We start from the raw sequence: 22,830 nt of genomic DNA on the forward strand, positions 1-22,830 counted from the left end.
ATTTATTGGACACGTTGCTCTCATTCTTGGCCAATATATTCATTTATTGGACACGTTGCCCACATTCTTGTCCAATATATCCATTTATTGGACACGTTGCTCTCATTCTTGGCCAATATCCGCGTTTATTGGACACGTTGCCACGATTCTTGGCCAATATATCCGCCTACTCCCCGCTACTACATATGTACTTGCCAACACTCGCCCGCTAACCGTCCACCGCGCCCCAATTTCGCATTTGACCAAATAATAAAGAGGAAGCATTTCCATTTCGGATGCTTCCTCTTTATTCATTAAGTTGCTTATAGTAACGGACTTGCGGTTGTAACGGGTGATTTTCTGATACCCCAGGCAGCTCAAATGTATCTTTTAAGGTCATTCCAATTTTTTCCATGACACGTCTTGAAGCGGTGTTGGATTCTGCCGTCATACTATAAATTTCGGCGACTCCTTTTTCTTTCACATATTCTACTACCGCTTCTGCGCCTTCTGTTGCAATGCCGTTATCCCATACTTCAGGTATTAACCGCCAGCCGATCTCGTAAAAGGGCAACTCTTCAAATGAATATTGGCTTTTTTCTGGTATATGATTGACACCGATAAATCCTATCCATTCTCCGCTTTCCTTTAATTCGACTGCAAATAAGCCCATGCCGTCTTGTTCTAGATTTTTCTGCATGGCTTGCATGTCGAGTTCTGATCGACGATAACTGAGTATGCTCGGGAAGAAGCGGCGGACTTGCCGATTGGCGTTCATTCTCTGAAACGGCAGCAAATCTTTTTCTTCCCAATCTCTTAATTTTAATCGTTCTGTTTCGATATATACACTCATTGATTCCACCTCGTACACCAAATAAATCTCAAATGCTATACGTTAATTTACTATAGAAAAAAGCACTGCAGTAAAGTTGATATTGTGTATTGCTATTCACCTCTACTTACAAGCGCCTTTATTTTTTACTTATTCGATTGTTGACGCTTGAACATGCAGGGAGTCTAATTTCAACATAGAACAGCTCTTCGGCTTCCCCCTGCTCTCCAAGTTTTTCTTTTCCCAAACTGGCAGTTTAAGCTTGCGGTAATTTTGAACGTGTGATGTAAGTGATTAATTGAATGGTTACTTGGATTTCGTTGATGCGGTCGCGGTCGTTTTTAGGTGCTGTGAAGGTCACGTCAACGAAGTCTCCAAGGTGATTCAGCTTGTATGTAGCTTGGAAGGTATCTGTTTCGGATTCGAAGTTCGGTTTTTGAGCAACAATACGTTTGATTTGGCCGGTTGGTTGTTCTAATTGATAGCCTGAAATCTTTTCGATGGCTTCGCCGACTTGTTTCAAAGTCATTTGTTTACCTTCTAATTCGTGGAATTCTGGTTCGTACATATGATATCGACTCCTTTTAGGTTTATACGTTTTTTCTATTATATATTTCTTACCCTTGTGTGTTTCCCACCAAACTATTGTACAACTTAGTGTGTTGTTTTGTCTTTGGCTGGTTGGGAAGCGTCTTTTTTTGGCTGTTCTTTGGCTGGTTGAGCAGTATTGTTTTTAGGTTGCTCTTTTGAGGGCTGAGCACCATTTTCTTTCGGTTGTGCCTTTGTTGATTGTTGGTTTTTCGTGCTGTCGGATTCCGCTTTCTTATCTTCTGCTGCAGTCTTTTTCTTATCTTCTTCTTGTGATTTTGAATCTGATTTTTGTTTGATACTTTCTGTAGCGACTTTATCCTTCACTTCATTTTGAAGTTCATCTACTTGTTTTTGTTTCTGTTCTTTATCTTTTTTCAACTTGTTTTGAGTCGCTTTTAAGGATTTATTTTCTTTCTGCAGTTTATCAATATCTTTTTGAAGCGCTGCTTTTTCATCACTTTTCCCGCATGCGCCCAGGATGAGTGTAGAGGCCAGCAGCAACATAATTACTTTTTTCATGGATAGTACTCCTTTGGAAAAATAAAAACTGTATCGCTTCTATTTTACCATGTTTCCCTCTTTGGTTCATCGATTGAAAAAGGATACTCCCGAGAAAGTGGAATGAATCTTGAAACTTCAATTGATTTATTGTCTTAACTTAGTCATAATATTTCTTGATTGTATATTTAGAATGAAGGGGGCGAAGAGAATGGCGAAGTCTACGGAACAATTAATGCGTGAGAATAATGTCAAATCTCTGCATCTGAATAATACAGACAGAGAAATCTTCGAAAATTATATGACTTATATTCGGGCTGATTTGCGCGTTAATCCTCATGACTCAGAGGTCATGTTGAATCGCATCTTAAAGCATCTATTGAAAGCCGAAAATAAAGGGATGCTGGCTATGGATTTCTTCAATCATAACCCTAAAGCACACGCGGTTCGGACGATTAAGGAACTGAAAAATGAAACGGTACAAAATATTTTCAAATATATCTGGCACCATATCTTGTTCTTACTCGGAATCTTTTGTTTCTTCAAAGGATTTATCGGATTCTTTATTGGCGAAAAACCGCTTTATCTCTATACGTTTCCTATTACCTTGTTAGCAGGTTTGTTCATTATATTTCTCTTTGTGTGGTGGACCTTTAAAACTGTGCAAATACAAGCATTCAATAATTCAAATTGGGTCTGGCTGTTAACTTATGCGATTATCTTTGCTATTGTGGCGTTACTCTTCTATGTAGTCTATATTCCGCAATCGTTCTTAGCTTTCGGACCGCACGTTAAAATCGCCAACTGGACCTTTATTATTATTTCATTCATCATTACACCATTGGCTTTCTATGTAGACCATCACTACATAAAAAAAGATTCCAATACTTATTTATAAAAGCAGATTGGGCTGGGACATTAAGTTGTTCCAGCCTTTGTCTTTGGAATGGCAGTAACTAGCTGAATAAAGAATGAGCTAAAACCTCGTTAAAAGTCTCAGCTCATTTCATATCTAACCACAGCTATCTGAAAAAGTCTTTATTTTTCATGAAAAAATAATATCTAAGAAGAACCACAGTACCATAATAATCATCACAATGGCTTGTGCTGCAGTGCTCGCCAAGAAACCGACTACTGAACCGAAGCTCGCTGTCAAAGCGCTCATCGGGTCTTTACGTAATATCATTTCTACAATAAATACGGCAACGAGCGGCACAATAATGATTCCAAATGGCGGGAAGATGAAACAACCGACAATCACACCGATCAAAGCAGTATATTCGCCTGCTTTCGAACCGCCGAAGCGACGTGTGAAATATTGACTCATCATCAAATCTGCTGCAAAGACGAGGATTGTCAAAATAATCATGGAGACAAAGAAAATCCAAGATAAACGACCATTGTGAAACCCAATTTGGTAAATTAAGAACCCGATCCAAATCATCGGCATAGATGGAATAATCGGTTTAATTAAACCGACAAATGCGACAATAAAGCAAGCAATAATACATATCCATAAAATAGTTGCTATCATTAATTATTCAACCTCTTATTCTATAAATTTCTGCTCTTTCGTAAAGAAGACTAATATCATACCTAAGACTAAAGAAGCAGCTGATACATAAAACACATTCCCTAATCCCACGATTTGACTCATCGCTCCGCCAAGTAAATTTCCTAATAACTGACCAATGACCATAGCATTAGCAAACAGCGTTGAAGCATAACCTGGGTATGCCGGCAGAATATCTTGGAAATAACTGATGCCGATACCTAATAAAATCGCAAGAAACATAGCTAAGAAAATTTGACCGACTATCATCATTCTTACGTCATCAAAGACTCCGATACTGAAGAAAAAGAGTGCTCCGGAAATCGCTCCTAAAATTAAAAGTGTACGTGTCTCTAACTTAGCCGACAGCACGCCTAATATAATCATAAATGGTACTTCTAAACCGGCACATAAACTAGCTAAAACACCTACATAACTTTCACTTTCATGTAAATACTTTGTCACAAACAACGGCATGTTCAAGGTATACATCCATTGTCCGATGTGCAATAGAATAAATGCGACAAAGGGAACGATTAAAGATTTCTGAGTGAACATACTCGGTGCTTTGGTTTCCACATGCGTCCCCTCTTCAATAGGTCGTTCAACTTTTACTTCTTTGAAAAAGAAGACTTGCAGAATTAAAGTAATCAGAATGACTACCACAGTTCCGCCGAATAATCCCGCATAACCCATCGATTGGTTAAGCACAGAACCAATCAACGGTCCGAATAGAAATCCAAAGGAAAACATAGAACGCAACACCGTATTGGCAAATTTCGCTCGATTACGTGAAGAAGATTGATTGATGGCTTCTCTGGCAGACGCATAAAGTTGAGGCATAGCAGGCGCAAACAGACCTTGTAAGATAGCATATAAGGCAATAAATAACCAAATACTATGAACATAAAAGTAAATACTGAAACTCATGGCGCCCATAAATAAGGCGATAATAACTAATAACTTGCGGTTCACCTTTCCATTATCAGAGAACCTTGCTACTAAAGCATTTACCGTAAATTGACTGATAGCAGCCAACGCCAGCAAAATACCGAATTGAGTCGTTGACATCCCCAATTCATTCGTAGCAAATAAGACGAGAAAAGGAATAGTGATTGCGATGGCCATTCCTAAGAGCATCATGTTGATCGCAAACAATTTATAGTTCTTGATTTGCAGTAAAGCTCGAAACATATTTTAACCTCTCTCAATGTTTATAAATAAACTGATTCTATATTATTTTAAAGAATTTAGACCCACTTTGGAATAGCTCGAAAGAGATTTACGAAATTTTTCATAGAAAAAAGAACTTTTTATTAATACAGCACATAAAAAGTTCTCTTCTACTCACCTATTCTTCTCTTTTTAAATCATGTTTGACCAATTCGACAAACGATTCTACTTGCGGCAACTGCAGCATACTCGAATCATAACTTAAAAAAGTCGAACGCCCGAGCGGACTGCCTTCAATATCAACTTGTTCAAATTCAAAACGCGATTTATCCAATCCTTTGACCATAATCTCCGGCAAAACAGTGACTCCTACACCACCAACCAGCATTTCTTTACAAGTGGCTACTTGGTCTACAGAAATCATGGCATGATAATCACGTTCTAAATTACGCCCGTACCACTCTTTAATTTGGTTCATATAAATAGGGTCCGCTTGGAATTCAATAAACGGCAGCTCTGCCACTTGGTCTCTTTTACCTTTAGGGTAAATAAAATAATGTTTATCATTGAACAAATGTTCATTATTCAAATTCATAATCTTATTGCCGCGGATAATCATAATATGGTAATCCCGATGATGTGCCTTAATATGGTCACTCGAGCCCACACGCACCTGGATTTCCACATTAGGATATTTATCATTATAGTGGCTCAATACTTCCGGCAATAAAGTTTGACCAATCAAAGATGAACAACCGATAGAAATGGTACCATTGACTTCGCCGATATGTGCTTGCATTTTATCAAAGAAAAGACGCTCACGCTTCAGCATATCGCGCGCATGCTCTATTACCATAGCACCTTCCGTGGTCGTAATCAGCTGTTTCTTCGTACGAATAAAGATGTCCACTCCAAACGCATTCTCAATCGCCTTCAGCCTCTGAGTCACAGCAGGTTGCGAAATATACAGAATTTCCGCCGCTTTACGCAGCGTACGCGTCTCATCTAATGTGATCAACAAACGATAGTCTTCAATCTTCACGCCATTTCCTCCTACACCATTCAAATCCTTCTTCTAAAAAATAAAACCATGCAGCATTAGAATAGACAGCATGGTCCCCCATAATCAATCAACATACCCCCCGCAACTTCGAATTGCGGCATCCTCGCTTGACTTAACTGCGGTGATGATGCGTCGTATGCTTATCGCTCAAGTATTTACGTTTAATCTTATTATAACAATACATAATATTGTCTTGCATACCCGGAAAATCATGATCAATTTTCATCATTAATTGATGTGCAATAATATACGCCTCATGATATTGTTTCTTAGAGATTTGTTTCGACTCCAACGCACGTAATAAATCATCTTCATCGACCAGTTCATATTCCCCATTTGGTAATACAATAACGTCTAAACATAAATCGACTGTACGTGCTTTTCCTTTTTGCGTAATATTTTTAATATTAATATCAAAATAATATTCTAACGGATTTCCATGTTCATCTAGCATCACCGTTATACTGTAGCGTTTTTTATCCGGTACAATCTGCAACCATTGATAATTATCATCAGCCACCACAATGGTTTGGCCGACAACATTCACTTTCAGCGGCTCTCTTACTTTTTTCATAGTGATTAATCCAATGATTCCCTTGAATTTATTATTATTCACCTTAACTTCAGTATAATCTCTCTCGATCAGACGACGCCAGTGACGTTTATCAATGTATTTCACTTTCATTGTCACCAACTCCTTGTCATCATTATATAAAACTGAATCATACATGTCACTCAATGTTTGCTAAACTTAACATTTATACACATTATAATTTCATATTTTAATAGGTAATTAACAAGCACTTACACTGATAGAGCTATACTGACGATGAATAAAAAAAGAGTTGAGACTTATTTGGTGAAAGTCTCAACCCAACTTATAAATAGTCTGATGTTATACTGTTTTTACTGCATATTTCTTTATAACTTCAGAAAGTGCTGGAAACTGTGTTGTCAGTGTCGGTTGATCTAACAACTCGAAATGCTCAAACATAAAGCCTGGCTGACACATACATCCAACTAAAGCGTATCCCGCTTCGCCTTTAATCGAAGAAGCAAAGATTGTACCTGCCGGAACTACATGCTGCAACACATCGCCCTCCGCAATATTCGCGCCAATATGCACTTTCTCATATTGCCCATCAGGGTATATCATATGCACCGTCAAAGTTTGGCCTGCATGATAATACCAAATTTCATCAGCATCGATACGATGAAAATGCGAAATGTGTTTATCAGTTAAGAGAAAGTAGATACTCGTATAGGCTGCTCTGGAAGCTGTCGTATCTTTATTCTCTCGAATGACTTCTTTGAAAAAACCGCCTTCCGGATGCGGTTCTAACTCTAATAATTGTATCCATTCTTTTGCTGAATGCATATTACGCGTCCAAATCTACGTTATGATAAACATTTTGTACATCTTCTAAATCTTCTAAAGCATCAATCAAGCCTTCAAACGTTGCTTTGTCTTCATCAGATAGTTGAATATCATTTTGAGATAGCATTTCAAATTCAGCAACTTGGAAATCTTCTACTCCGTCTTGGCGCAAAGCATCTTGCACTTGTGCGAACTGATCAGGTTCAGCATAGACAATTGTCAAGTTGCCGTCTTCCACTACGTCACGTACATCTAAATCTTGTTCCATCAACACTTCTAGAATTTCATCTGCTGACTTACCTTCAAAGGCAAAGGTTGCCGTATGATCGAACATATATGCTACTGAACCGGATACACCCATATTGCCGCCATTTTTACCAAATGCAGCACGTACATCAGATGCTGTACGGTTCACATTGTTTGTTAAAGCATCGACGATTAACATAGAACCATTAGGTCCAAATCCTTCGTAACGCAAATTATCATAATTTTCATCATCTGAGCCCTTAGCTTTATCAATTGCGCGATCAATGATATTTCTAGGTACATTATATGTTTTCGCACGTTCTAATACTAAACGTAAGTTTTGGTTAGATTCTGGATCTGGTTCTCCTGATTTTGCTGCAACATATATTTCTTTACCGAATTTAGCATAAATACGGCTTGTATTTTTATCTTTTTGGGCTTTTTTCTCTTTGATGTTATTCCATTTACGTCCCATACTTCCATCTCGCTTTCGCTCTCATTTTTAACATCAACTATTATACATGATTTTCGCACTAATATATAGTTTTAACGCACCAAATACTCCTTTAGTGGAATTTTTTCTTGTTTTTATGCAAAAAAGAGTCAGGACATCATGTAGTCCCAACTCTTCATCCGTTATTATATCTCTCACTGTATTTCTATAGGAAAGTATAGATGCTTTCCGAGCTATTTCTCTAGATATTTATCAATATCATTGAGCATAGCATTCAGTTTTTCTATGTTGCTTTCATCCATAAACAAATAAACTTTACGTTCGTCTGTATTGGATCTGACCTTGCTGACGCGTTCTTGACTGACTAACTTGCGAATTGAAGCGAGTACTTTCGTACGACTCAATTCAAAGGCATCTGTTGCAATTTTCAAGAATGGCTGCATCAACATTTTTTCTTTGGTGCAATGTTCATGAATACAGTTCAAGACCACAAAATCATTCATATTGATTTTGTGTGATGTCTCTATGTAATTCATTAGATCCATATACTTTTTATATTCGTTTAATAAAGACTCTAACTTACTTTTTTTCAAAGTATACTCCTCCATATTTTATACAGATATAATACTTTAATTATGGATATTTAAAGCCAGAAAGTCTTTAGTGTTTGCCCATATTCTTTAACCATTTTTTCCAAGTAGAACAAATTGAATTGTGCAATGCTTTTATTGAATACAGCAATTAATATGATTTACCTTTTCTTTTTATAAAAAGAAAGTAACTGTAGTGAATTAAAATTGATATTGGTATTCATTGTTCCAACACGGAAATCATGTTCAAAGACATCAAATCTAGGGTGATTCACACTTTTAATCTTTCGTTTTAAATATTCCGACCAATGATAAGTATCTAATAACGGTGGAGATATGATAGTATTCATATTACCATATTTATAGTCAGTAATTTCTCTAGTCACAAGATAATTTTTTTCTTAATTTATTACTTTTGAAACCAATATTGAATTGATACCTATTTTGGTTGGTTAAATACATTTCGTTTTCAATCACACGCCAATCATATAACATAATTGCAAAGCGTTCTGTATCTTCAGTGATTACATAAGGCTTTTCATTATAAAAATAAAACGTTTCAAAATCTGACAGTTGTTGATAAAGAAAATACAGTGTCGTTTTCAAACCATTTTTATCATATAGGTACAACGTCTTACTCTGAGTCTGTTGGACCAAGTTGATACCGATTCCATATAAAACTCCATAAAACTGCGTAAACATATACATCATTAATGGTGTACTATCTAATAAACTCAAATCATCATTTAATAAATTACGATTAGGTAAATTAATAAGAATATACTGTCTTTCATCTAAATGCATGCGTTTCATGATTGATTTAATTTCAGTAAGTTCTGCTACTTGTTTGATAGGCAGATTATCGTATTCTTTTTCTAAATATGGATAATCCAGTTCAGCATTATCTATAAAATAATGCGTGAAACTAATTCTCTTCAATCGTGTTTCCATCGCTTTAAATTCTTCTGGTTGATTGAATAGTTGTGTGATATCAAGATTAAAATCAATATTAAAATCTAAATCTTGTATCCTTAACATTTGCACGTATATCTCTTTTAATTCCATATCTTTCAAATTAAATGTTAGAGAAATTTGAGTAGAGTTGGATTTTAATGCTGTATAAATAGGATGTGCTAAAAATCTCTCGAATTTCATTAATCCTTCTTTCATATATTCTATGTCGTGTTGATCTTCTACCATGAAAGCTACATTTAAATTATACTGGTAAATCGTATCCAACATTTGAAAAATTTCTTCTATATCTAACTTACGGTAGATTTGTGATATGCTTATTTGTATCACCAGCATTGCCTCATTATCGAAGTCGATAATAGATTTATTGCGACAATCGATTAACATCATTTTCAATTCGCTTACTTCATGTATTTGAATCGCCATCACAAAGGGACGGGTTGGCGAGAAACGTGGATTTAACTCATCGATGTAGACCATATTTTCTTCATCATCATCAAAATTGCGTAATGCTTCTACAAGATAAGCAATATAAGCAGTTTTTTCCTCTTTGGAAAGCGCTACTCTAAAGCCTTTGAATAAATAACTAATGTTTTTTTGGAATTGAGTTAATTTGCGATAGACATTCGGCGTCATTAGAAGATGTTGTTTGAATTTCTTAGTGTAAAGGCTTGAATGGCTGAAGCCTACTCTTTCTGCTATATATCCGATTGTATCGTCTGTAGTATTTAAATACTCTAAAGATAAACCGATCCGTAATGTTTCAACGTACTTTTTAAACCCTACATTGAAAATTTCATAAAATTTTGCAGATAATGCCGTTTTAGAAGTAAAAAAAGCTTTCGACATTGAATCAAGTGTTAATTTAGAATCAATATGTTCATGTATATATTCTACAATCTCTCTATATTGATTAGGAATAGCTGGGGGTATTTGAGAGGTAATGAAATTTTTGTTTACTGAAGCCTCTTCAACTAATATCGTACAAATTTTTCTAATTTGACGTGCAAGTGCTTCTTCAGTAAGGGTATCTTCTAAGTAGCGAACCATTAGACTCGCCATACATTTTTTTATATCGTTTGCAGATTGAATAAGTTGGATATTAAACATATAATTATAAAATCTGAAACCGCTTTCTTTAAACCAATCGCTTGCTATATAAAGAATTATCGTTTTTTCATTCTTCTTTATTTGAAAAATATCGTTGTGATTAATAATATGCAATTGATTTGATAAGGTGTACGTTTCGGTAAAATGCTGGATTTCTGCAACAGCGTCTGCTGGCCACAACAATAAAATACCGTCATAACATCTATTTAGCGGCAATGTCTCTGCCGTATATAATTCAATAATATCGCTTCTCATAATATAACCTTTAAATAAAATAAGCGCTTCATTCTAAGAAATCGTCGCTGTATCTTTATTTTATTTCCTCTCCTGTTAAATTATAAAGAATAGTTCATCTCAAATTTAGCACAGCAAAAAAATAAAAACAAATTTTAAATATTAATCCATTTTTTATGTTGCTCAAAATCACGTAACGTGTGATTGTATAGTATTATTAAGACTAAAAAAAGCAGTTGGTGTTTACTTTATTATCTAACCTTTATCGTAATACACCAACTGATCGTTGCGAAACTTTTATATTATTTTTAAGTAATTAGTCTCTAAAACGGTTTGCAAGACTTAATATATTGATAATGATATTTAATAAGTTTACAAATAAGTTAAAGCCCATTTCGCTCGGCTCGAATTGTCCTCTTTTTAAACGGTTAAAGTCATAGAGTGTGTAGAGTAAAAATAATCCTACAGCAATCACATTAATCACTGTATAAAAAATCGGATTATGAATAAAGAAAACGATTAATGAAGCAATAATCAAGGCTACTAAAACAACAAATAAATATTTGCCGATGCTTGAAGCGTCTTGAATAAAGAAATAACCGACAATACCGAAAGCAATAAATGCTCCGACTGCTAATGCAATATTTTTATAAAACAGGTCAGCCCCTAAATTTTGTAAATAAGTTGCAAATGAAGCGTAAGCTAATAATCCTATGGCAATTGCATAGATATTACTTATAATAAAGCCAAATCTACGTGAACGATTAATAAAGAGTGAAATTAAGATTAAAACAGTTAAGCCGATTGAAAGCGGTCTCCGCCATTCTAAAGGAAGGTATTGGCCGAAATAAGTGCCGATACCGAATATTATCCAGAAATACATAAAATACAACCATACTTTTGCATATGCATGAGATCTTGTCATGGTGTTTGAATGTTGTGCCATATTTTCGAAGCGCCTCCATTTAAAATAAGAAAAGTTAGATTTTGTATAACAATAACACATTTCGTGCATGAATAATATTAATCACACCGTCATCTTAATATTACAATCATTACGATAATCATTTCACATAATATCAGAATATTCTGTTCTAGTCTGTCGTGACAGGGGTTTTAAAATTATTAACAGAACTTTGTTTTTATTAAATAATATTACAAGAACATGACATTTCCCACAACGGAGCATTTTTTTGCTAAGATGTGGAAGTAAAGAAAGAGAAAATTAAAAATTTATCATTACATACAAAGTGATTTTTATAAATATGATAATTTACATTATAAGGAGGAACTCCCTTTGAAAAAGTTAGCAGTTACATTTTCAGTTGCAACAGGTGCTGCATTAGCATTAACTCACCAAGATGCAGACGCTTCGACTCAACATACTGTACAAGCCGGTGAATCTCTTTGGTCCATTGCCGATCAATATGGTGTCTCTGTAGATAGTATCAAACAAGATAATAACTTGAGCAACAATATGTTATTCCCTGGACAAGTTATTACTGTAAATGGAAGCAACCAACAAGGCACAAATACTAACACGAATGTTGGTTCAACTAACCAAGGCGGTGCTACTCATAACGTACAAGCCGGTGAATCACTCGGTATTATTGCTGCACAATATGGTACTTCTGCTGAAGCAATCATGCAAGCTAATGGATTGAACGGTTATCTGATCCATCCAGGACAATCCCTTACAATCCCTAATGCTGCTGGTGGTCAAGGCGGCGGACAAGGCGGTACACCAACTGCTGCAGAAAACGGGAATTCTCCAACTTTCAATCACCAAAACTTATACGATTGGGGTCAATGTACATGGCATGTCTTTAATCGTCGTGCTGAAACTGGACAACCTATCAGCACTTATTGGTACAATGCAGAGAATTGGGCTTCTAATTCTCAAGCAGACGGTTACACTGTTAATAGTCAACCGACACCAGGTTCAATTTTACAAACATATGAAGGTCCCGTTGGCCACGTAGCTTACGTGGAACAAGTTAATGGCGATGGGAGTATCTTAGTTTCTGAAATGAACTATGCTACTCCTCCAGGTGTTGTCGGCTATCGTACAATTCCTGCATCAATGGTTTCTAGCTATAACTATATTCATTAATATAAATAACTGTATAATAAATAAAGCTTCTTTCTGCCATATCATTTGGTGAAGAAAGAAGCTTTTTTCTCATCTCTTTAATTTTGAATAGTAGTTAGGGAGAAACCAAGCAATTATTTTATGACACTCTCCCTCTTTCCTATGCTGAGTCAAACTAATTGTATAGGCTTGCCAGCCCTGCCTGCACGCTAGGTTTAAAAACCCGCTAAATAAAAAACAGGATTGAGACCTTGGTAAAAGTCTCAATCCTGCCTCTCAAACTAGCAGTAGTTATCTGAGTAGAACAACGAAATATTTTTCATTAATATCAAGTCAATCCTACTTCTAAATTCACTATATAAAGATGTGCATAATCCAATACACAATCGCTGCGACAATAGCAGAAATCGGTAAGGTAATTACCCATGTAACAATCATACGTTGCGCTGTGCTCCATTTAACGCCTTTAGCACGGTTAGAAGCACCTACACCAAGAATTGATGAAGATACAACGTGTGTTGTAGATAATGGGAAATGTAATGATGATGCTACAAAAATTGTTAAAGCTGATGATAAGTCAGCAGCTGCACCGTTAGCCGGACGAATTTTCATTATGTTGCCGCCGACTGTTTTAATAATTTTCCAACCACCAATTGCAGTACCAAGACCCATAGCAGTGGCACAGGCTATTTTAACCCATAATGCTGGTTCTACGTTATTGCCATCTTGTAAATTTGCTACGATTAAAGCTAATGTGATAATACCCATAGATTTCTGAGCATCGTTAGTACCATGCGAGAATGATTGCAATGCCGCTGTAAAAATCTGGAATATTCTAAAGTTGCGGTTTGTTTTCGTTAAATTAGCATTTTTAAAGAGCACTTTAATAATGGAATACATAATATAACCAACACAAAATGCAACTAAAGGAGACACAACCAATACGATAATGATTTTAGTGAAACCTTGGAAGTGCAATACTGTAAATGACCCTTGAGAAGCGACAGCCGCCCCTGCGATTGCACCAATCAATGCATGTGATGATGAACTTGGAATACCGAAAAACCAAGTTAATAAGTTCCAAAAAATGGCAGCGAAAATGGCTGCAAGCACAACAACAAGTCCATTTTGTAATTTAAATGGATCAACGATGTCTTTAGTAATTGTTCCAGCTACACCTGTAAATGTTAATGCACCGATAAAGTTCATAACGGCTGCGAGTAAAATTGCGCGACGGGGAGTCAGCGCTCTAGTTGACACTGCAGTGGCTACCGCATTGGCTGTATCATGGAAACCATTAATAAAGTCAAATATCAATGAAAAAATGACGATAGCTACAGTGATAATTAAAACATAGTCCATAGTTTATAACTCCTTAGCTATTTTTCATGATAATTGTTTCGAAATTGTTTGCTACAGCTTGGCACTTATCTGCAACATCTTCTAGACTTTCATATATATCTTTAATTTTAATTAATGTAATTGGATCTGTTTCGCTGTTGAAGATATGTTTAATAGATTGTCTTAAAATACCATCACAGTTTGTTTCAAATTCTTTAATATTGATAGAATGAATACGCATATGCGAAAGTTTCTTTTCTACTAATAAACCAATTGCCAATTTCATTTCAGCTACAGCTTTTTGAATGTTTTCTACAAATTCAGCCATATACTCATCTGAATACTCAATCGAATACATTTCAAACATTGCTGATGTTTCCTCCATTGCATCTAACACGTCATCGATAGCATTACATAAAGATAAAATATCTTCACGTTCGATTGGGGTAATAAAAGTTTGGTTTAGATCTGAAATCACTTGGTGCATCAATTCATCACCATGCGATTCATAAGTTTTAATGTTATCAGAATAAGCTTTTAAATCTAGGTGAGTATTGAAGTCCATTTTTCCGAACTCAATAGCAGCACGGTCTAGATTGAACACCATTTCCTCTAACTTAACCATAAACTTATCCTTTTTCTTATTAAACATTGAAAAATCCTCCATTTTCAGCGATTGCTTCCAATCACATTTCGTAGTTTGAAAATTCATTTTCTGTTATTCTTCAAAAATTTCTAATAAATAGTTTAAAACTCTATATCATACCCGCGTATGCAAGCAATAAACTAAATTTACCTTCCTAAAAAGAAAATAGCACAAAATTTACATCTCTACAATTATATTTACACAATCTTAACAATTGAGACATATGTTTTACATTCGCCATCATCTCCCTATTTTTAAAAGGAATGAGCCAAGCATAAAATTGTACTTCCCCCCTTCGATTAACCACTTTCATAAAGAAGATAATGGTCTCTATATTGCTATATCCTAGCCAAGTACATTTCACACATTAAAAATACGCTGGGAGAACAAAAAATGTTCTCCCAGCGTAGTAACTTTAAATAGAATGTCTAATTGCACGTTTCATATGTGCGTAAGCAATAATTGCAAAGCATGCGTAAATAATAGTATAGATAGTCATTACTAGAAATATAGGGGTATGATCACTAGAGCCCATTAATTTCAAAAAGGCCCAGGCTGCAAAATAAGCATGTAATAACCCGATGATTAAGGGTAAACCGAAATTAAAGATAACCTTTAAAATCAATCCTCGCTTCATATCATCTTGTGTAAATCCTAGTTTACGCAGAATCTTGAAGTTTTCCATTTCATCTTCTGTTTCGTCCATTTGTTTAATGTAAATAATGCAACCTGCAGCAATTAAGAAAGCAATTCCTAAGAAACTTGAAACAAACAAGAATACGCTGCTGAAACTTCTAAAATCATCAGCGATTTCTTTTTTTGTCATATAATCAGGATTGATTTGATGCAATAATTGAGTCGCTTCAGCTTCTTGATGCTTCTCTTTAAAGGTAAAACCATATTGACTCACTAAATCACCTTTATCATATGCTGTTTTACTCTTCACTAGCTGATAATCTTCATGGTTTAGAATTAATAATTTTCCACCTCTAAGCGTTTCTTGGCTGAATTTAATATTCAAATCTGAAAGCTGTACTTTTACTCGCAACAAAGGTTGTTTTGCTTTATTTTTAAATTGTACATATGAATGGTCATTAATATCGCCTAATGTTAAACCTGTACCGTAGGGCTGTACTAACTCTCCTTTGCCTTTAGTAATATGTGCGCCTTCAACATATTGCTTTTTCTGAATTGTAGCATCATAGGGTGATGATAAATTGATTTGTACATGTTCACTTTTCAAAGTGATTGCACTGAAACATAATACAGTTACAGTAATCGCTGAAATTACCGCAATAATCGTTAATGATAAGGCATTCTTTTTCATGCGATGCATAATTGAAGAAGTGAAGATGACGTCATTGATACCGATATTTCCATTTTTTCGCTTTTTCAGTATCTTAAAAAATAAAGATACAGTACTGCGGAAGAAGAAATAAGCACCTAGTACCGTTAAAAAGAGTATTAAAAACGGTATTACAGGAATAACGTATAACTTAACATTCAAAGCACAATAGTAACCTGTGACAATCATTAACACGCCAATAATTCCGAAGATAGTTTCGGCTTTAGTTATTTTATTCTCTTTAACGTCAGTAGTTTGACGTGTTCGAATCAACATTAAGATAGAACGTCTCTTAATGAAAAGAGCATTTTTCAGAATAATTAAAGCATAAGCAAGTATCAGCATTAAAACTGTAGCAATTAATGCTTTAAAACTAAATGTCAGGTGGATGCTTTCTTGTATGTGCATGAGCTTCAACACGATTAACAATAACAGACGTGATCCGAGGAATCCGCCTATAATTCCTACAATGCCAGTCATTAAGAAAATCACAACTTGTTCCAGCATCAACATACGGACAATATTCGATCGTGTTAAACCGATTAATTGGTAAAGTCCCAATTCATTTACCCGTTGTTTAATAAAAAGCTGATTGACATACATCAGAATAATCACGATGATGATGAAAAGAAAAATACTTCCGACGTTCGCACCTTCGCGTATAATTTTAGCTGAGTCTTCGTTATTAATACTCTTTGCATACTTTAAAGTTACAAAGCTGAAATACAATGCAATACTAATAATTAAGGAAAATAAATATAAGCCATAATGTCTTAAGTTTTGCTTTAAATTCTTTAATACGATATGTCTAAATGTCATACTCTACACCGCCCAAGACGCTTTGTGCTTGAATGACTTCTTTATAAAAGGCTTGTTTATCCTGATCGCCTTGGTAGAGTTCTGAATAAATCTGACCATCTTTCAACATAATAATACGATTAGAATAACTAGCGGCGGCGGGATCATGCGTTACCATTAAAATGGTAGACTCAAAACGTTCATTCATCGCCTTCAAACGTCTCAATAAATCTTGCGCACTTTTAGAATCTAAGGCGCCTGTAGGTTCATCTGCAAAGATGATGGAAGGCCGCGTAATAAAAGCTCGCGCAGCTGATACACGTTGTTTCTGACCTCCTGAAATTTCAGATGGATATTTATCTGCCAGTTCTGAAATACCTAAAGCCTCAGTGACTTCTTCAAAGTATTTTTCCGCTTCATTTTTCTCCAAATTTTGTATCGACAACGGCAACATAATGTTTTCTTTCACTGTCAATGTATTCAACAAATTATAGTCCTGAAAAATAAAGCCGATTTCGCGCTTACGTACTTCAGAAAGTTGTTTATTCGTCAAATCTTGCAGTTGATGACCATTCAGTTCTACTGATCCTTGTGTGACATAATCAATTGAACTTAACATGTTTAACAATGTCGTCTTTCCTGAACCAGAGGGTCCCATGATAGAAATGAATTCACCTTTCTCAACTTTGAAAGACAAGCCCTTCAGCACTTCTTGAGCGACGTGTTTATTTCCAAATACTTTGGTGAGATTAGATACTGTAAGAATTGCCACTTCAATTCCACTCCTTTTGGTAATGATTTATACCTCTAGTTTATGCAATTCATTCAGCAAGGTCGTTTGTTTGAACTAACAAATCAGACTTTTAAAATTACAAATTTGTCACTTCAGCTTTCCGGGCCACGATTTCATTTTGTTTAGGAAAAGTTAAATGCACTTTAGTGCCCTCATCGACTACAGATTCAATTTCTACTGTTATCCCTAGATTGCGTTTAATTTGGTCCACTAAATAAAGTCCAATGCCTGAAGAAGTAGTCTCACTTCGATGGCCTGTAGACGTAAAGCCGCGATCGAAAATCCGAGGCAAGTCTTTAGCAGGTATTCCTCTACCTTTGTCACTAATCTCAAGATGGATATGGTTGTCGCGAGAAAAGGCTCTGATCGTAATATCTTCGCCTTCAGGACTATATTTTACTGCGTTAGTGATAAGTTGACGCAACAACATTTTGCACCACTTCTTGTCAGATAGAACTTCATAATCCTCCCCAAATTCCATATCAAAACCAATACCCTTTTGTTGACTAATGTGTCGGGTAAGTTGAACTTCTTCTATAACCATCCGTTTTAAAGAAATTCTTTCAAAATAAGCATCTTGCCCTTTTGAATCTAATCTCACTAAATAAAGTTGATTATCAAGCATAGAATTCAAACGTGACCATTCAAATAATAATTCACTTCTTTTTTCTTTATCTGGTTCTTTTTCTACAAGCAACTTCATTGCCGTTAAAGGCGTTTTCATTTCATGTACAAAGTGGGTCAAGCTCTGTTCTTGTTCCTTTAAAGTAACAGCTTGCTTCGAGACGATTTTCTTTTGGCGCGTTATTTGTGCATACAAATACTTTAAGACTTCTCTTTCCATTGGAGTATTTGCCGCTTCTTTATGCTTCAGCTCTTCGACTTCGCGCATTTCCGATAACTTTTTCAAAAAAGCAGTTTCTCGTAAATAAGCAAAAAAGAGAAAGACCACAATAATCATCAAATTAAATAAAGCTACGTAACTGACGGCACCAACAGACAAATCTGGATCTAAATAGCTGAAAATCAACAAGACCACTTGTAGTCCTAAGAGCAGTAATATCCAGTTAATACGGGAGACGAGGAAATCCCTTGTACATTTAAACCATATCATTGGCTATATATCCTTTACCTACGCGTGTTTCAATTGCTTTATCCAAGCCGAAATCTGCAAGTTTTTTACGTAAGCGGTTAATATTAACTGTTAAAGTATTGTCGCTCACAAAGGCCTCGTCATCCCACAAAGCAGTAATAAGCTCATCACGACTGACCGTTTCATTTCGATGCTTTAATAAAATTTCGAGTATCAGCATTTCTGTTTTAGATAAATGAATTTCTGCACCTTCGCGTTCTAAAACACCTTTTGCTAAATCAACTTGAATGCTGCCCCAGGTCATATTGCGCTGTTCTTCTAAGTTGAATTGGTAAACTCTTCGGTAAACTGCTTTTAACTTAGCGATTAGTACATTGGTATAAAAAGGTTTCTGAATAAAGTCATCAGCCCCTAATTCCATACTCATTACTTGATCCATTGGATTGTCCCGTGCAGATAAGAATAAAATCGGTACATTCGATTCACGACGAATTTGTCGGCACCAATAAAAACCATCATATTTCGGCAATTCGACATCCATAATAATAATCTCAGGATTTTTTTGTTCAGCTTCTGATGAAACATTGCCAAAGTCCTCTACTCCTTCAACATGCAAATCCCAATGTTCTAATTCTTTCTTTAGTTGTTTAAATAAAGTTTTATCATCTTCTACAAGCAGTATTTTCATTTTTTATCACCTTTCTGATTAATGTTTCAAGAATATTTCAGAATGATTTCATTTACATTTCAATGTTTTTCTTCTAAACTAGAAATTGTGCTTTTCATCAATTTTTTGTTTTTGTAAAAAAATAGAGTAGAATTAAACTAAAATAATGCTAAATATACCGAGATAGTGTACACTCAGTGTAATACTATCTTATAAATTGGAGGGTGTCTATGGAACATTCGATTCGAGAAATAAGTATTAACGATGCAGATGACTATATCAAATTGATAAAAGATATCTATGATGAATCTGATTATATGTTGTATAGTCCTGGTGAATATGTCCCATCACTTTCAAGTGTCTTAAAAAATCTTGAGCATTTTATCACTTCTCCATCTAATACTATTTACGTCGCAGAAATTGATGGTATGCTAATTGGGTTCGCAATCGTTTCTTCACGCAAATATGAACGCACACAGCACGAAACACGCGTGCGTATCGGCATCCGTGAACATTACCGCAATAAAGGTGTCGGACACTCATTGCTGAATGCCGTTGATGCATGGGCTTTAAATCACGGTATCCGACGACTAGAAGCATTGGTGGTTCCTCAGAACGACCATGCAGTAGAACTGTTCAAATCAGCGAACTATCAAGTTGAAGGCGAAATGCGCGATAAACTTAAAATCGACAATCAATATTATAACGAATATGTAATGGCAAAGTTATTACGTTAAATCTATTGAATTTTCAAGGTCCTGGTCCATTTGTGGTGAATGGTACGAGGATCTTTTTCTATTTTTTTAAAATTAAGAACGGATGACATAAGTTTGAATTATTTCATTGTTTCACTCCGAATCGACCGTTTCAATCGATAATCTGTACATCAGTTTTTCTGATACCCATATTCCCTCTTGCACGATTCTTATTCTGACAGCCACACTCCATAAATGAAGGGCCTAAGACATTCATCTATGTCCCGGCCCTTATTGTAATTAGAATGGATTTAATTGAATCGGTTCAAATTGCTCATTTTGTTTCTTAATATTTGTTGAGCTCGTATTACGACTTAGGAAATGTTGCACAGCTGCTAAATTCTCTTTAGATTCCGGTTTGTCCAAATGGAATTGATATTGGTGATGCAGATGATGTGTCCCATCGAAGAAGAAAGTATCTGTCGGTATATCATGTTGTTTTAAAACATCTGCAAATTCAACATTTTGACTAGCAAACGGATCAGCATCCCCTACAGATAAGAATGTTGGCGGATATTGACTGGTAACATGCTCAACTGTAGACATCTCAGATAAGTTCTTAAATTCTGATTCCCAATGTGACGTGCCTGTATAACTGCGCATAAATAATTGAATACGTGGAAACTCAGTTTTTTTAACCGTATTCATATTGTAAAAGCCTCCGAAGAAAATAGCAGCCCGAATATCTTTTGGTTTAAACTGTTGTTTAAAGTCCATTGAACTACGCAATGACTTATCTGTCTGTATTGCTGTATATTGACTGGAAAGCTGAGCTCCAGCTGAATCGCCGCCAAATACAACTTGATTAAAATCAATCGGTAATTCATGTCTGTTCTTTTTAATAAAAGAAACAGCTTGGTCCATTTGTATTAAGGGTGTCGGATATTTATACTCTGGTGCGAGTGCATAATTGACGTTCACTACAATATAACCTTGTTCCGCAATTTTAGATAACAATGGATTCTTATATTGCTTATCTCCAGCTATGAATCCGCCACCATGCATCCAAAAAATGACAGGTAATTTAACATCTTTATCTAACTCTGCAGGTGTAATAATATCTAATTGACTCTTAGGAAAAGTCTTACCGTATGTAATATTATTAAAGATTTTTACATTTCGGTTATTCAATTGTACTTTTTCTTTCATATCTTGTGTATGACGATAATCAAAGTATTTTTTTATACTGATGCCCGCTGCAATACAAAGAACGATAACTATGATTGTACTCCATACAAGCCAGCGTTTTTTGCGCTTGCTCATGCCACCAAGTCCTCTCTCTGTCGTTTGTCGCATTATTATAATTTGCCTTTATTGTACTGTATATGACTTTATTTCTCAAAGTGTGCACTCACCATATACAGAAAAAGCGCAGCACTTAATGCGCTACGCTTGCTTTTAGAATTTCATTCAACTGTATCTGACAGTTGCTTGACCTTTTTTATAAATAATTTGCTATATCTAGTAACTTAACACAATTGACTTATTACGCAATGTGCTCTTTGTTTGCTTTCTTACGTTTAAAGTATTTAACCAATACTGCAACTACGATTAACAATCCTACATAACCCATTGCTGGATATAAGAAGTTAATTAAGCTTGAGAATCCAACAAAGCTGAGTCCGTATGCAACCAGCATCATAATGATAATTAAGATATGATACTTTTTGCTGTAAGGTGTTGTAAATCGTGCTGCGAAAGAATAGAGCAATCCTAAAATTGTGTTATACATTACAGCTAACATTACAATTGATAATAAGATAGTAACAATTGGGTGAATACCGTGTGCTAATGTAAGCGTCGGAATTGCCGCATCTTTGATTGCTGGATATTCTGTTTGCAGTGCGAATGTAATTAAAGCGAGCAAGATGGTATAAACCACGCCGCCGAATAACGCGCCTGCACCTGATACTTTACGTCGGCTGGCATCACCGCCAATAGCCACAATCGTACTGAAACCGACTGCAAATGCTAAACCGCCGTAAATTGTACCTCTCCAAATCCCTTTAACCGGATTAGCGTCCGGTACTACTGAGTTAATTTGTGAGATTGGCACTTGACCTTTTACTAAGTACACGCCAGCAATTATAATCACTAAAACAATTAAGAATGGTGTAACCACACCAAGTGCGCGTACAATTTTGTTAAAGTCCATTAATAATGTAATGTAGATTGCAATTACCATGATTAATGAACCTAACCAGGTTGGAATACCATAACTTTCATGGAATGCAGATCCAGCCCCTGCAATCATTGTGACAGAAATTCCAAATAAGAAAAAGACGAGTATATAGTCGATGATGCGTCCAAATTGCTTCCCGAATATATACGAAAGTGTCGATTCGTGGTTTTCTGCATCGAAAGCTGTCCCAATTTTTGCTACCTGTCTTCCGATGAATCCTAAAATTAAACCTGCTATTAATACACCAATGTATGCATATAATCCATAATCTGTGAAAAATTGCATAACTTCTTGGCCTGTTGAGAAACCTGCGCCGACGACTACACCGACATAGGCAAAGCCAATTTTTACAGTTTCTTTATTAAACGTCATGATAACGTATAATACCTCCTCGTGTAATTAAACAATGCTTGCCAACGATTATACTTACTATCCATAGCGTTTTC

At 35.6% G+C, this 22,830-nt stretch carries 23 protein-coding genes; 3 read left to right on the top strand and 20 right to left on the bottom strand.

Annotation, left to right across the window (positions count from 1 at the left end; translation table 11 throughout):
• Positions 1 to 286 precede the first annotated feature (286 nt).
• From CKV71_RS10710 to CKV71_RS10720, 3 genes are all read right to left on the bottom strand, one after another.
• Entirely contained in the window at positions 287 to 832 is a 546-nt protein-coding gene (locus tag CKV71_RS10710; RefSeq protein ID WP_095106635.1) for a GNAT family N-acetyltransferase, read from the bottom strand.
• Positions 833 to 1,067: 235 nt separating this feature from the next.
• Complete coding sequence (locus CKV71_RS10715; protein ID WP_095106637.1) at positions 1,068 to 1,379, bottom strand: hypothetical protein; 312 nt, start codon at positions 1,377 to 1,379, stop codon at positions 1,068 to 1,070.
• Positions 1,380 to 1,465: 86 nt separating this feature from the next.
• On the bottom strand, positions 1,466 to 1,921 hold the full coding sequence (locus CKV71_RS10720) for an SA0632 family lipoprotein (RefSeq protein ID WP_095106639.1): 456 nt from the start codon (positions 1,919 to 1,921) through the stop codon (positions 1,466 to 1,468).
• Between the two features lie 190 nt (positions 1,922 to 2,111).
• Here CKV71_RS10720 and CKV71_RS10725 point away from each other — a divergent pair, with 190 nt between their 5' ends.
• Complete coding sequence (locus CKV71_RS10725) at positions 2,112 to 2,798, top strand: DUF1129 family protein (RefSeq protein ID WP_095106641.1); 687 nt, start codon at positions 2,112 to 2,114, stop codon at positions 2,796 to 2,798.
• A 147-nt stretch (positions 2,799 to 2,945) separates the two neighbouring features.
• On the opposite strand, the gene CKV71_RS10730 is transcribed toward CKV71_RS10725, so the two are convergent.
• From CKV71_RS10730 to CKV71_RS10770, 9 genes are all read right to left on the bottom strand, one after another.
• Positions 2,946 to 3,431, bottom strand: a complete 486-nt coding sequence (locus CKV71_RS10730; RefSeq protein ID WP_167376395.1) for a DUF456 domain-containing protein — start codon at positions 3,429 to 3,431, stop codon at positions 2,946 to 2,948.
• 18 nt (positions 3,432 to 3,449) lie between these two features.
• Positions 3,450 to 4,646 (bottom strand): sugar efflux transporter, encoded by a 1,197-nt coding sequence (locus CKV71_RS10735; protein ID WP_095106645.1) that lies wholly within the window; start codon positions 4,644 to 4,646, stop codon positions 3,450 to 3,452.
• Between the two features lie 157 nt (positions 4,647 to 4,803).
• The gene (locus tag CKV71_RS10740) at positions 4,804 to 5,667 is read right to left on the bottom strand and encodes a LysR family transcriptional regulator (protein ID WP_095106647.1); all 864 of its coding nucleotides are present in this window, start codon (positions 5,665 to 5,667) and stop codon (positions 4,804 to 4,806) included.
• A 133-nt stretch (positions 5,668 to 5,800) separates the two neighbouring features.
• A complete protein-coding gene (locus tag CKV71_RS10745) occupies positions 5,801 to 6,373 on the bottom strand; it encodes a ribonuclease FAU-1 family protein (protein ID WP_095106649.1) in 573 nt (190 codons plus the stop codon).
• A 210-nt stretch (positions 6,374 to 6,583) separates the two neighbouring features.
• Entirely contained in the window at positions 6,584 to 7,066 is a 483-nt protein-coding gene (locus CKV71_RS10750) for a cupin domain-containing protein (RefSeq protein ID WP_095106651.1), read from the bottom strand.
• A 1-nt stretch (position 7,067) separates the two neighbouring features.
• Positions 7,068 to 7,787: a YebC/PmpR family DNA-binding transcriptional regulator gene (locus CKV71_RS10755; protein ID WP_095106653.1), complete on the bottom strand. Its 720-nt coding sequence runs from the start codon at positions 7,785 to 7,787 to the stop codon at positions 7,068 to 7,070.
• Positions 7,788 to 7,999: 212 nt separating this feature from the next.
• A complete protein-coding gene (locus CKV71_RS10760) occupies positions 8,000 to 8,359 on the bottom strand; it encodes a transcriptional regulator, SarA/Rot family (protein ID WP_095106654.1) in 360 nt (119 codons plus the stop codon).
• A gap of 375 nt (positions 8,360 to 8,734) precedes the next feature.
• Complete coding sequence (locus tag CKV71_RS10765; RefSeq protein ID WP_095106656.1) at positions 8,735 to 10,693, bottom strand: helix-turn-helix transcriptional regulator; 1,959 nt, start codon at positions 10,691 to 10,693, stop codon at positions 8,735 to 8,737.
• A gap of 295 nt (positions 10,694 to 10,988) precedes the next feature.
• Positions 10,989 to 11,618 (bottom strand): Bax inhibitor-1/YccA family protein, encoded by a 630-nt coding sequence (locus CKV71_RS10770; protein WP_095106657.1) that lies wholly within the window; start codon positions 11,616 to 11,618, stop codon positions 10,989 to 10,991.
• A gap of 351 nt (positions 11,619 to 11,969) precedes the next feature.
• On the opposite strand from CKV71_RS10770, the gene CKV71_RS10775 reads away from it, so the two are divergent.
• Positions 11,970 to 12,785 carry a CHAP domain-containing protein gene (locus tag CKV71_RS10775; RefSeq protein WP_095106659.1) on the top strand — a complete coding sequence of 272 codons (816 nt, stop codon included), beginning with the start codon at positions 11,970 to 11,972 and terminating at the stop codon, positions 12,783 to 12,785.
• A gap of 333 nt (positions 12,786 to 13,118) precedes the next feature.
• Here CKV71_RS10775 and CKV71_RS10780 read toward each other — a convergent pair whose 3' ends face one another.
• The 6 genes from CKV71_RS10780 to CKV71_RS10805 form a co-directional block, all read right to left on the bottom strand.
• The gene (locus tag CKV71_RS10780; RefSeq protein WP_095106662.1) at positions 13,119 to 14,126 is read right to left on the bottom strand and encodes an inorganic phosphate transporter; all 1,008 of its coding nucleotides are present in this window, start codon (positions 14,124 to 14,126) and stop codon (positions 13,119 to 13,121) included.
• 13 nt (positions 14,127 to 14,139) lie between these two features.
• Positions 14,140 to 14,757 (bottom strand): DUF47 domain-containing protein, encoded by a 618-nt coding sequence (locus CKV71_RS10785; protein ID WP_095106667.1) that lies wholly within the window; start codon positions 14,755 to 14,757, stop codon positions 14,140 to 14,142.
• A gap of 409 nt (positions 14,758 to 15,166) precedes the next feature.
• Entirely contained in the window at positions 15,167 to 16,915 is a 1,749-nt protein-coding gene (locus tag CKV71_RS10790) for an FtsX-like permease family protein (RefSeq protein WP_095106669.1), read from the bottom strand.
• The gene (locus CKV71_RS10795) at positions 16,905 to 17,666 is read right to left on the bottom strand and encodes an ABC transporter ATP-binding protein (RefSeq protein WP_095106671.1); all 762 of its coding nucleotides are present in this window, start codon (positions 17,664 to 17,666) and stop codon (positions 16,905 to 16,907) included. The genes CKV71_RS10790 and CKV71_RS10795 overlap by 11 nt, the downstream gene beginning before the upstream one ends.
• 97 nt (positions 17,667 to 17,763) lie before the next feature.
• Entirely contained in the window at positions 17,764 to 18,801 is a 1,038-nt protein-coding gene (locus CKV71_RS10800) for a sensor histidine kinase (RefSeq protein ID WP_095106673.1), read from the bottom strand.
• Positions 18,788 to 19,468, bottom strand: coding sequence for a response regulator transcription factor (locus tag CKV71_RS10805; protein WP_095106675.1), 681 nt, complete (start codon positions 19,466 to 19,468; stop codon positions 18,788 to 18,790). The genes CKV71_RS10800 and CKV71_RS10805 overlap by 14 nt, the downstream gene beginning before the upstream one ends.
• 209 nt (positions 19,469 to 19,677) lie before the next feature.
• On the opposite strand from CKV71_RS10805, the gene CKV71_RS10810 reads away from it, so the two are divergent.
• Complete coding sequence (locus tag CKV71_RS10810; protein WP_095106677.1) at positions 19,678 to 20,184, top strand: GNAT family N-acetyltransferase; 507 nt, start codon at positions 19,678 to 19,680, stop codon at positions 20,182 to 20,184.
• 258 nt (positions 20,185 to 20,442) lie between these two features.
• On the opposite strand, the gene CKV71_RS10815 is transcribed toward CKV71_RS10810, so the two are convergent.
• Together CKV71_RS10815 and CKV71_RS10820 are read right to left on the bottom strand one after the other, a co-directional pair.
• Positions 20,443 to 21,465, bottom strand: coding sequence for an alpha/beta hydrolase (locus CKV71_RS10815; protein WP_095106679.1), 1,023 nt, complete (start codon positions 21,463 to 21,465; stop codon positions 20,443 to 20,445).
• Between the two features lie 223 nt (positions 21,466 to 21,688).
• Positions 21,689 to 22,756: a YkvI family membrane protein gene (locus CKV71_RS10820; RefSeq protein WP_095106681.1), complete on the bottom strand. Its 1,068-nt coding sequence runs from the start codon at positions 22,754 to 22,756 to the stop codon at positions 21,689 to 21,691.
• Positions 22,757 to 22,830 lie beyond the last annotated feature (74 nt).

This window comes from Staphylococcus piscifermentans (assembly GCF_900186985.1).
Taxonomy (GTDB): domain Bacteria; phylum Bacillota; class Bacilli; order Staphylococcales; family Staphylococcaceae; genus Staphylococcus; species Staphylococcus piscifermentans.

What these genes read in the sequence shown, in the direction of transcription:
- CKV71_RS10710 (WP_095106635.1), bottom strand. Translation starts at nt 832, where the DNA reads ATGAGTGTATATATCGAAACAGAACGATTAAAATTAAGAGATTGGGAA.
- CKV71_RS10715 (WP_095106637.1), bottom strand. Translation starts at nt 1,379, where the DNA reads ATGTACGAACCAGAATTCCACGAATTAGAAGGTAAACAAATGACTTTG.
- CKV71_RS10720 (WP_095106639.1), bottom strand. Translation starts at nt 1,921, where the DNA reads ATGAAAAAAGTAATTATGTTGCTGCTGGCCTCTACACTCATCCTGGGC.
- CKV71_RS10725 (WP_095106641.1), top strand. Translation starts at nt 2,112, where the DNA reads ATGGCGAAGTCTACGGAACAATTAATGCGTGAGAATAATGTCAAATCT.
- CKV71_RS10735 (WP_095106645.1), bottom strand. Translation starts at nt 4,646, where the DNA reads ATGTTTCGAGCTTTACTGCAAATCAAGAACTATAAATTGTTTGCGATC.
- CKV71_RS10745 (WP_095106649.1), bottom strand. Translation starts at nt 6,373, where the DNA reads ATGAAAGTGAAATACATTGATAAACGTCACTGGCGTCGTCTGATCGAG.
- CKV71_RS10750 (WP_095106651.1), bottom strand. Translation starts at nt 7,066, where the DNA reads ATGCATTCAGCAAAAGAATGGATACAATTATTAGAGTTAGAACCGCAT.
- CKV71_RS10755 (WP_095106653.1), bottom strand. Translation starts at nt 7,787, where the DNA reads ATGGGACGTAAATGGAATAACATCAAAGAGAAAAAAGCCCAAAAAGAT.
- CKV71_RS10765 (WP_095106656.1), bottom strand. Translation starts at nt 10,693, where the DNA reads ATGAGAAGCGATATTATTGAATTATATACGGCAGAGACATTGCCGCTA.
- CKV71_RS10770 (WP_095106657.1), bottom strand. Translation starts at nt 11,618, where the DNA reads ATGGCACAACATTCAAACACCATGACAAGATCTCATGCATATGCAAAA.
- CKV71_RS10780 (WP_095106662.1), bottom strand. Translation starts at nt 14,126, where the DNA reads ATGGACTATGTTTTAATTATCACTGTAGCTATCGTCATTTTTTCATTG.
- CKV71_RS10785 (WP_095106667.1), bottom strand. Translation starts at nt 14,757, where the DNA reads ATGTTTAATAAGAAAAAGGATAAGTTTATGGTTAAGTTAGAGGAAATG.
- CKV71_RS10790 (WP_095106669.1), bottom strand. Translation starts at nt 16,915, where the DNA reads ATGACATTTAGACATATCGTATTAAAGAATTTAAAGCAAAACTTAAGA.
- CKV71_RS10800 (WP_095106673.1), bottom strand. Translation starts at nt 18,801, where the DNA reads ATGATATGGTTTAAATGTACAAGGGATTTCCTCGTCTCCCGTATTAAC.
- CKV71_RS10805 (WP_095106675.1), bottom strand. Translation starts at nt 19,468, where the DNA reads ATGAAAATACTGCTTGTAGAAGATGATAAAACTTTATTTAAACAACTA.
- CKV71_RS10810 (WP_095106677.1), top strand. Translation starts at nt 19,678, where the DNA reads ATGGAACATTCGATTCGAGAAATAAGTATTAACGATGCAGATGACTAT.
- CKV71_RS10815 (WP_095106679.1), bottom strand. Translation starts at nt 21,465, where the DNA reads ATGAGCAAGCGCAAAAAACGCTGGCTTGTATGGAGTACAATCATAGTT.
- CKV71_RS10820 (WP_095106681.1), bottom strand. Translation starts at nt 22,756, where the DNA reads ATGACGTTTAATAAAGAAACTGTAAAAATTGGCTTTGCCTATGTCGGT.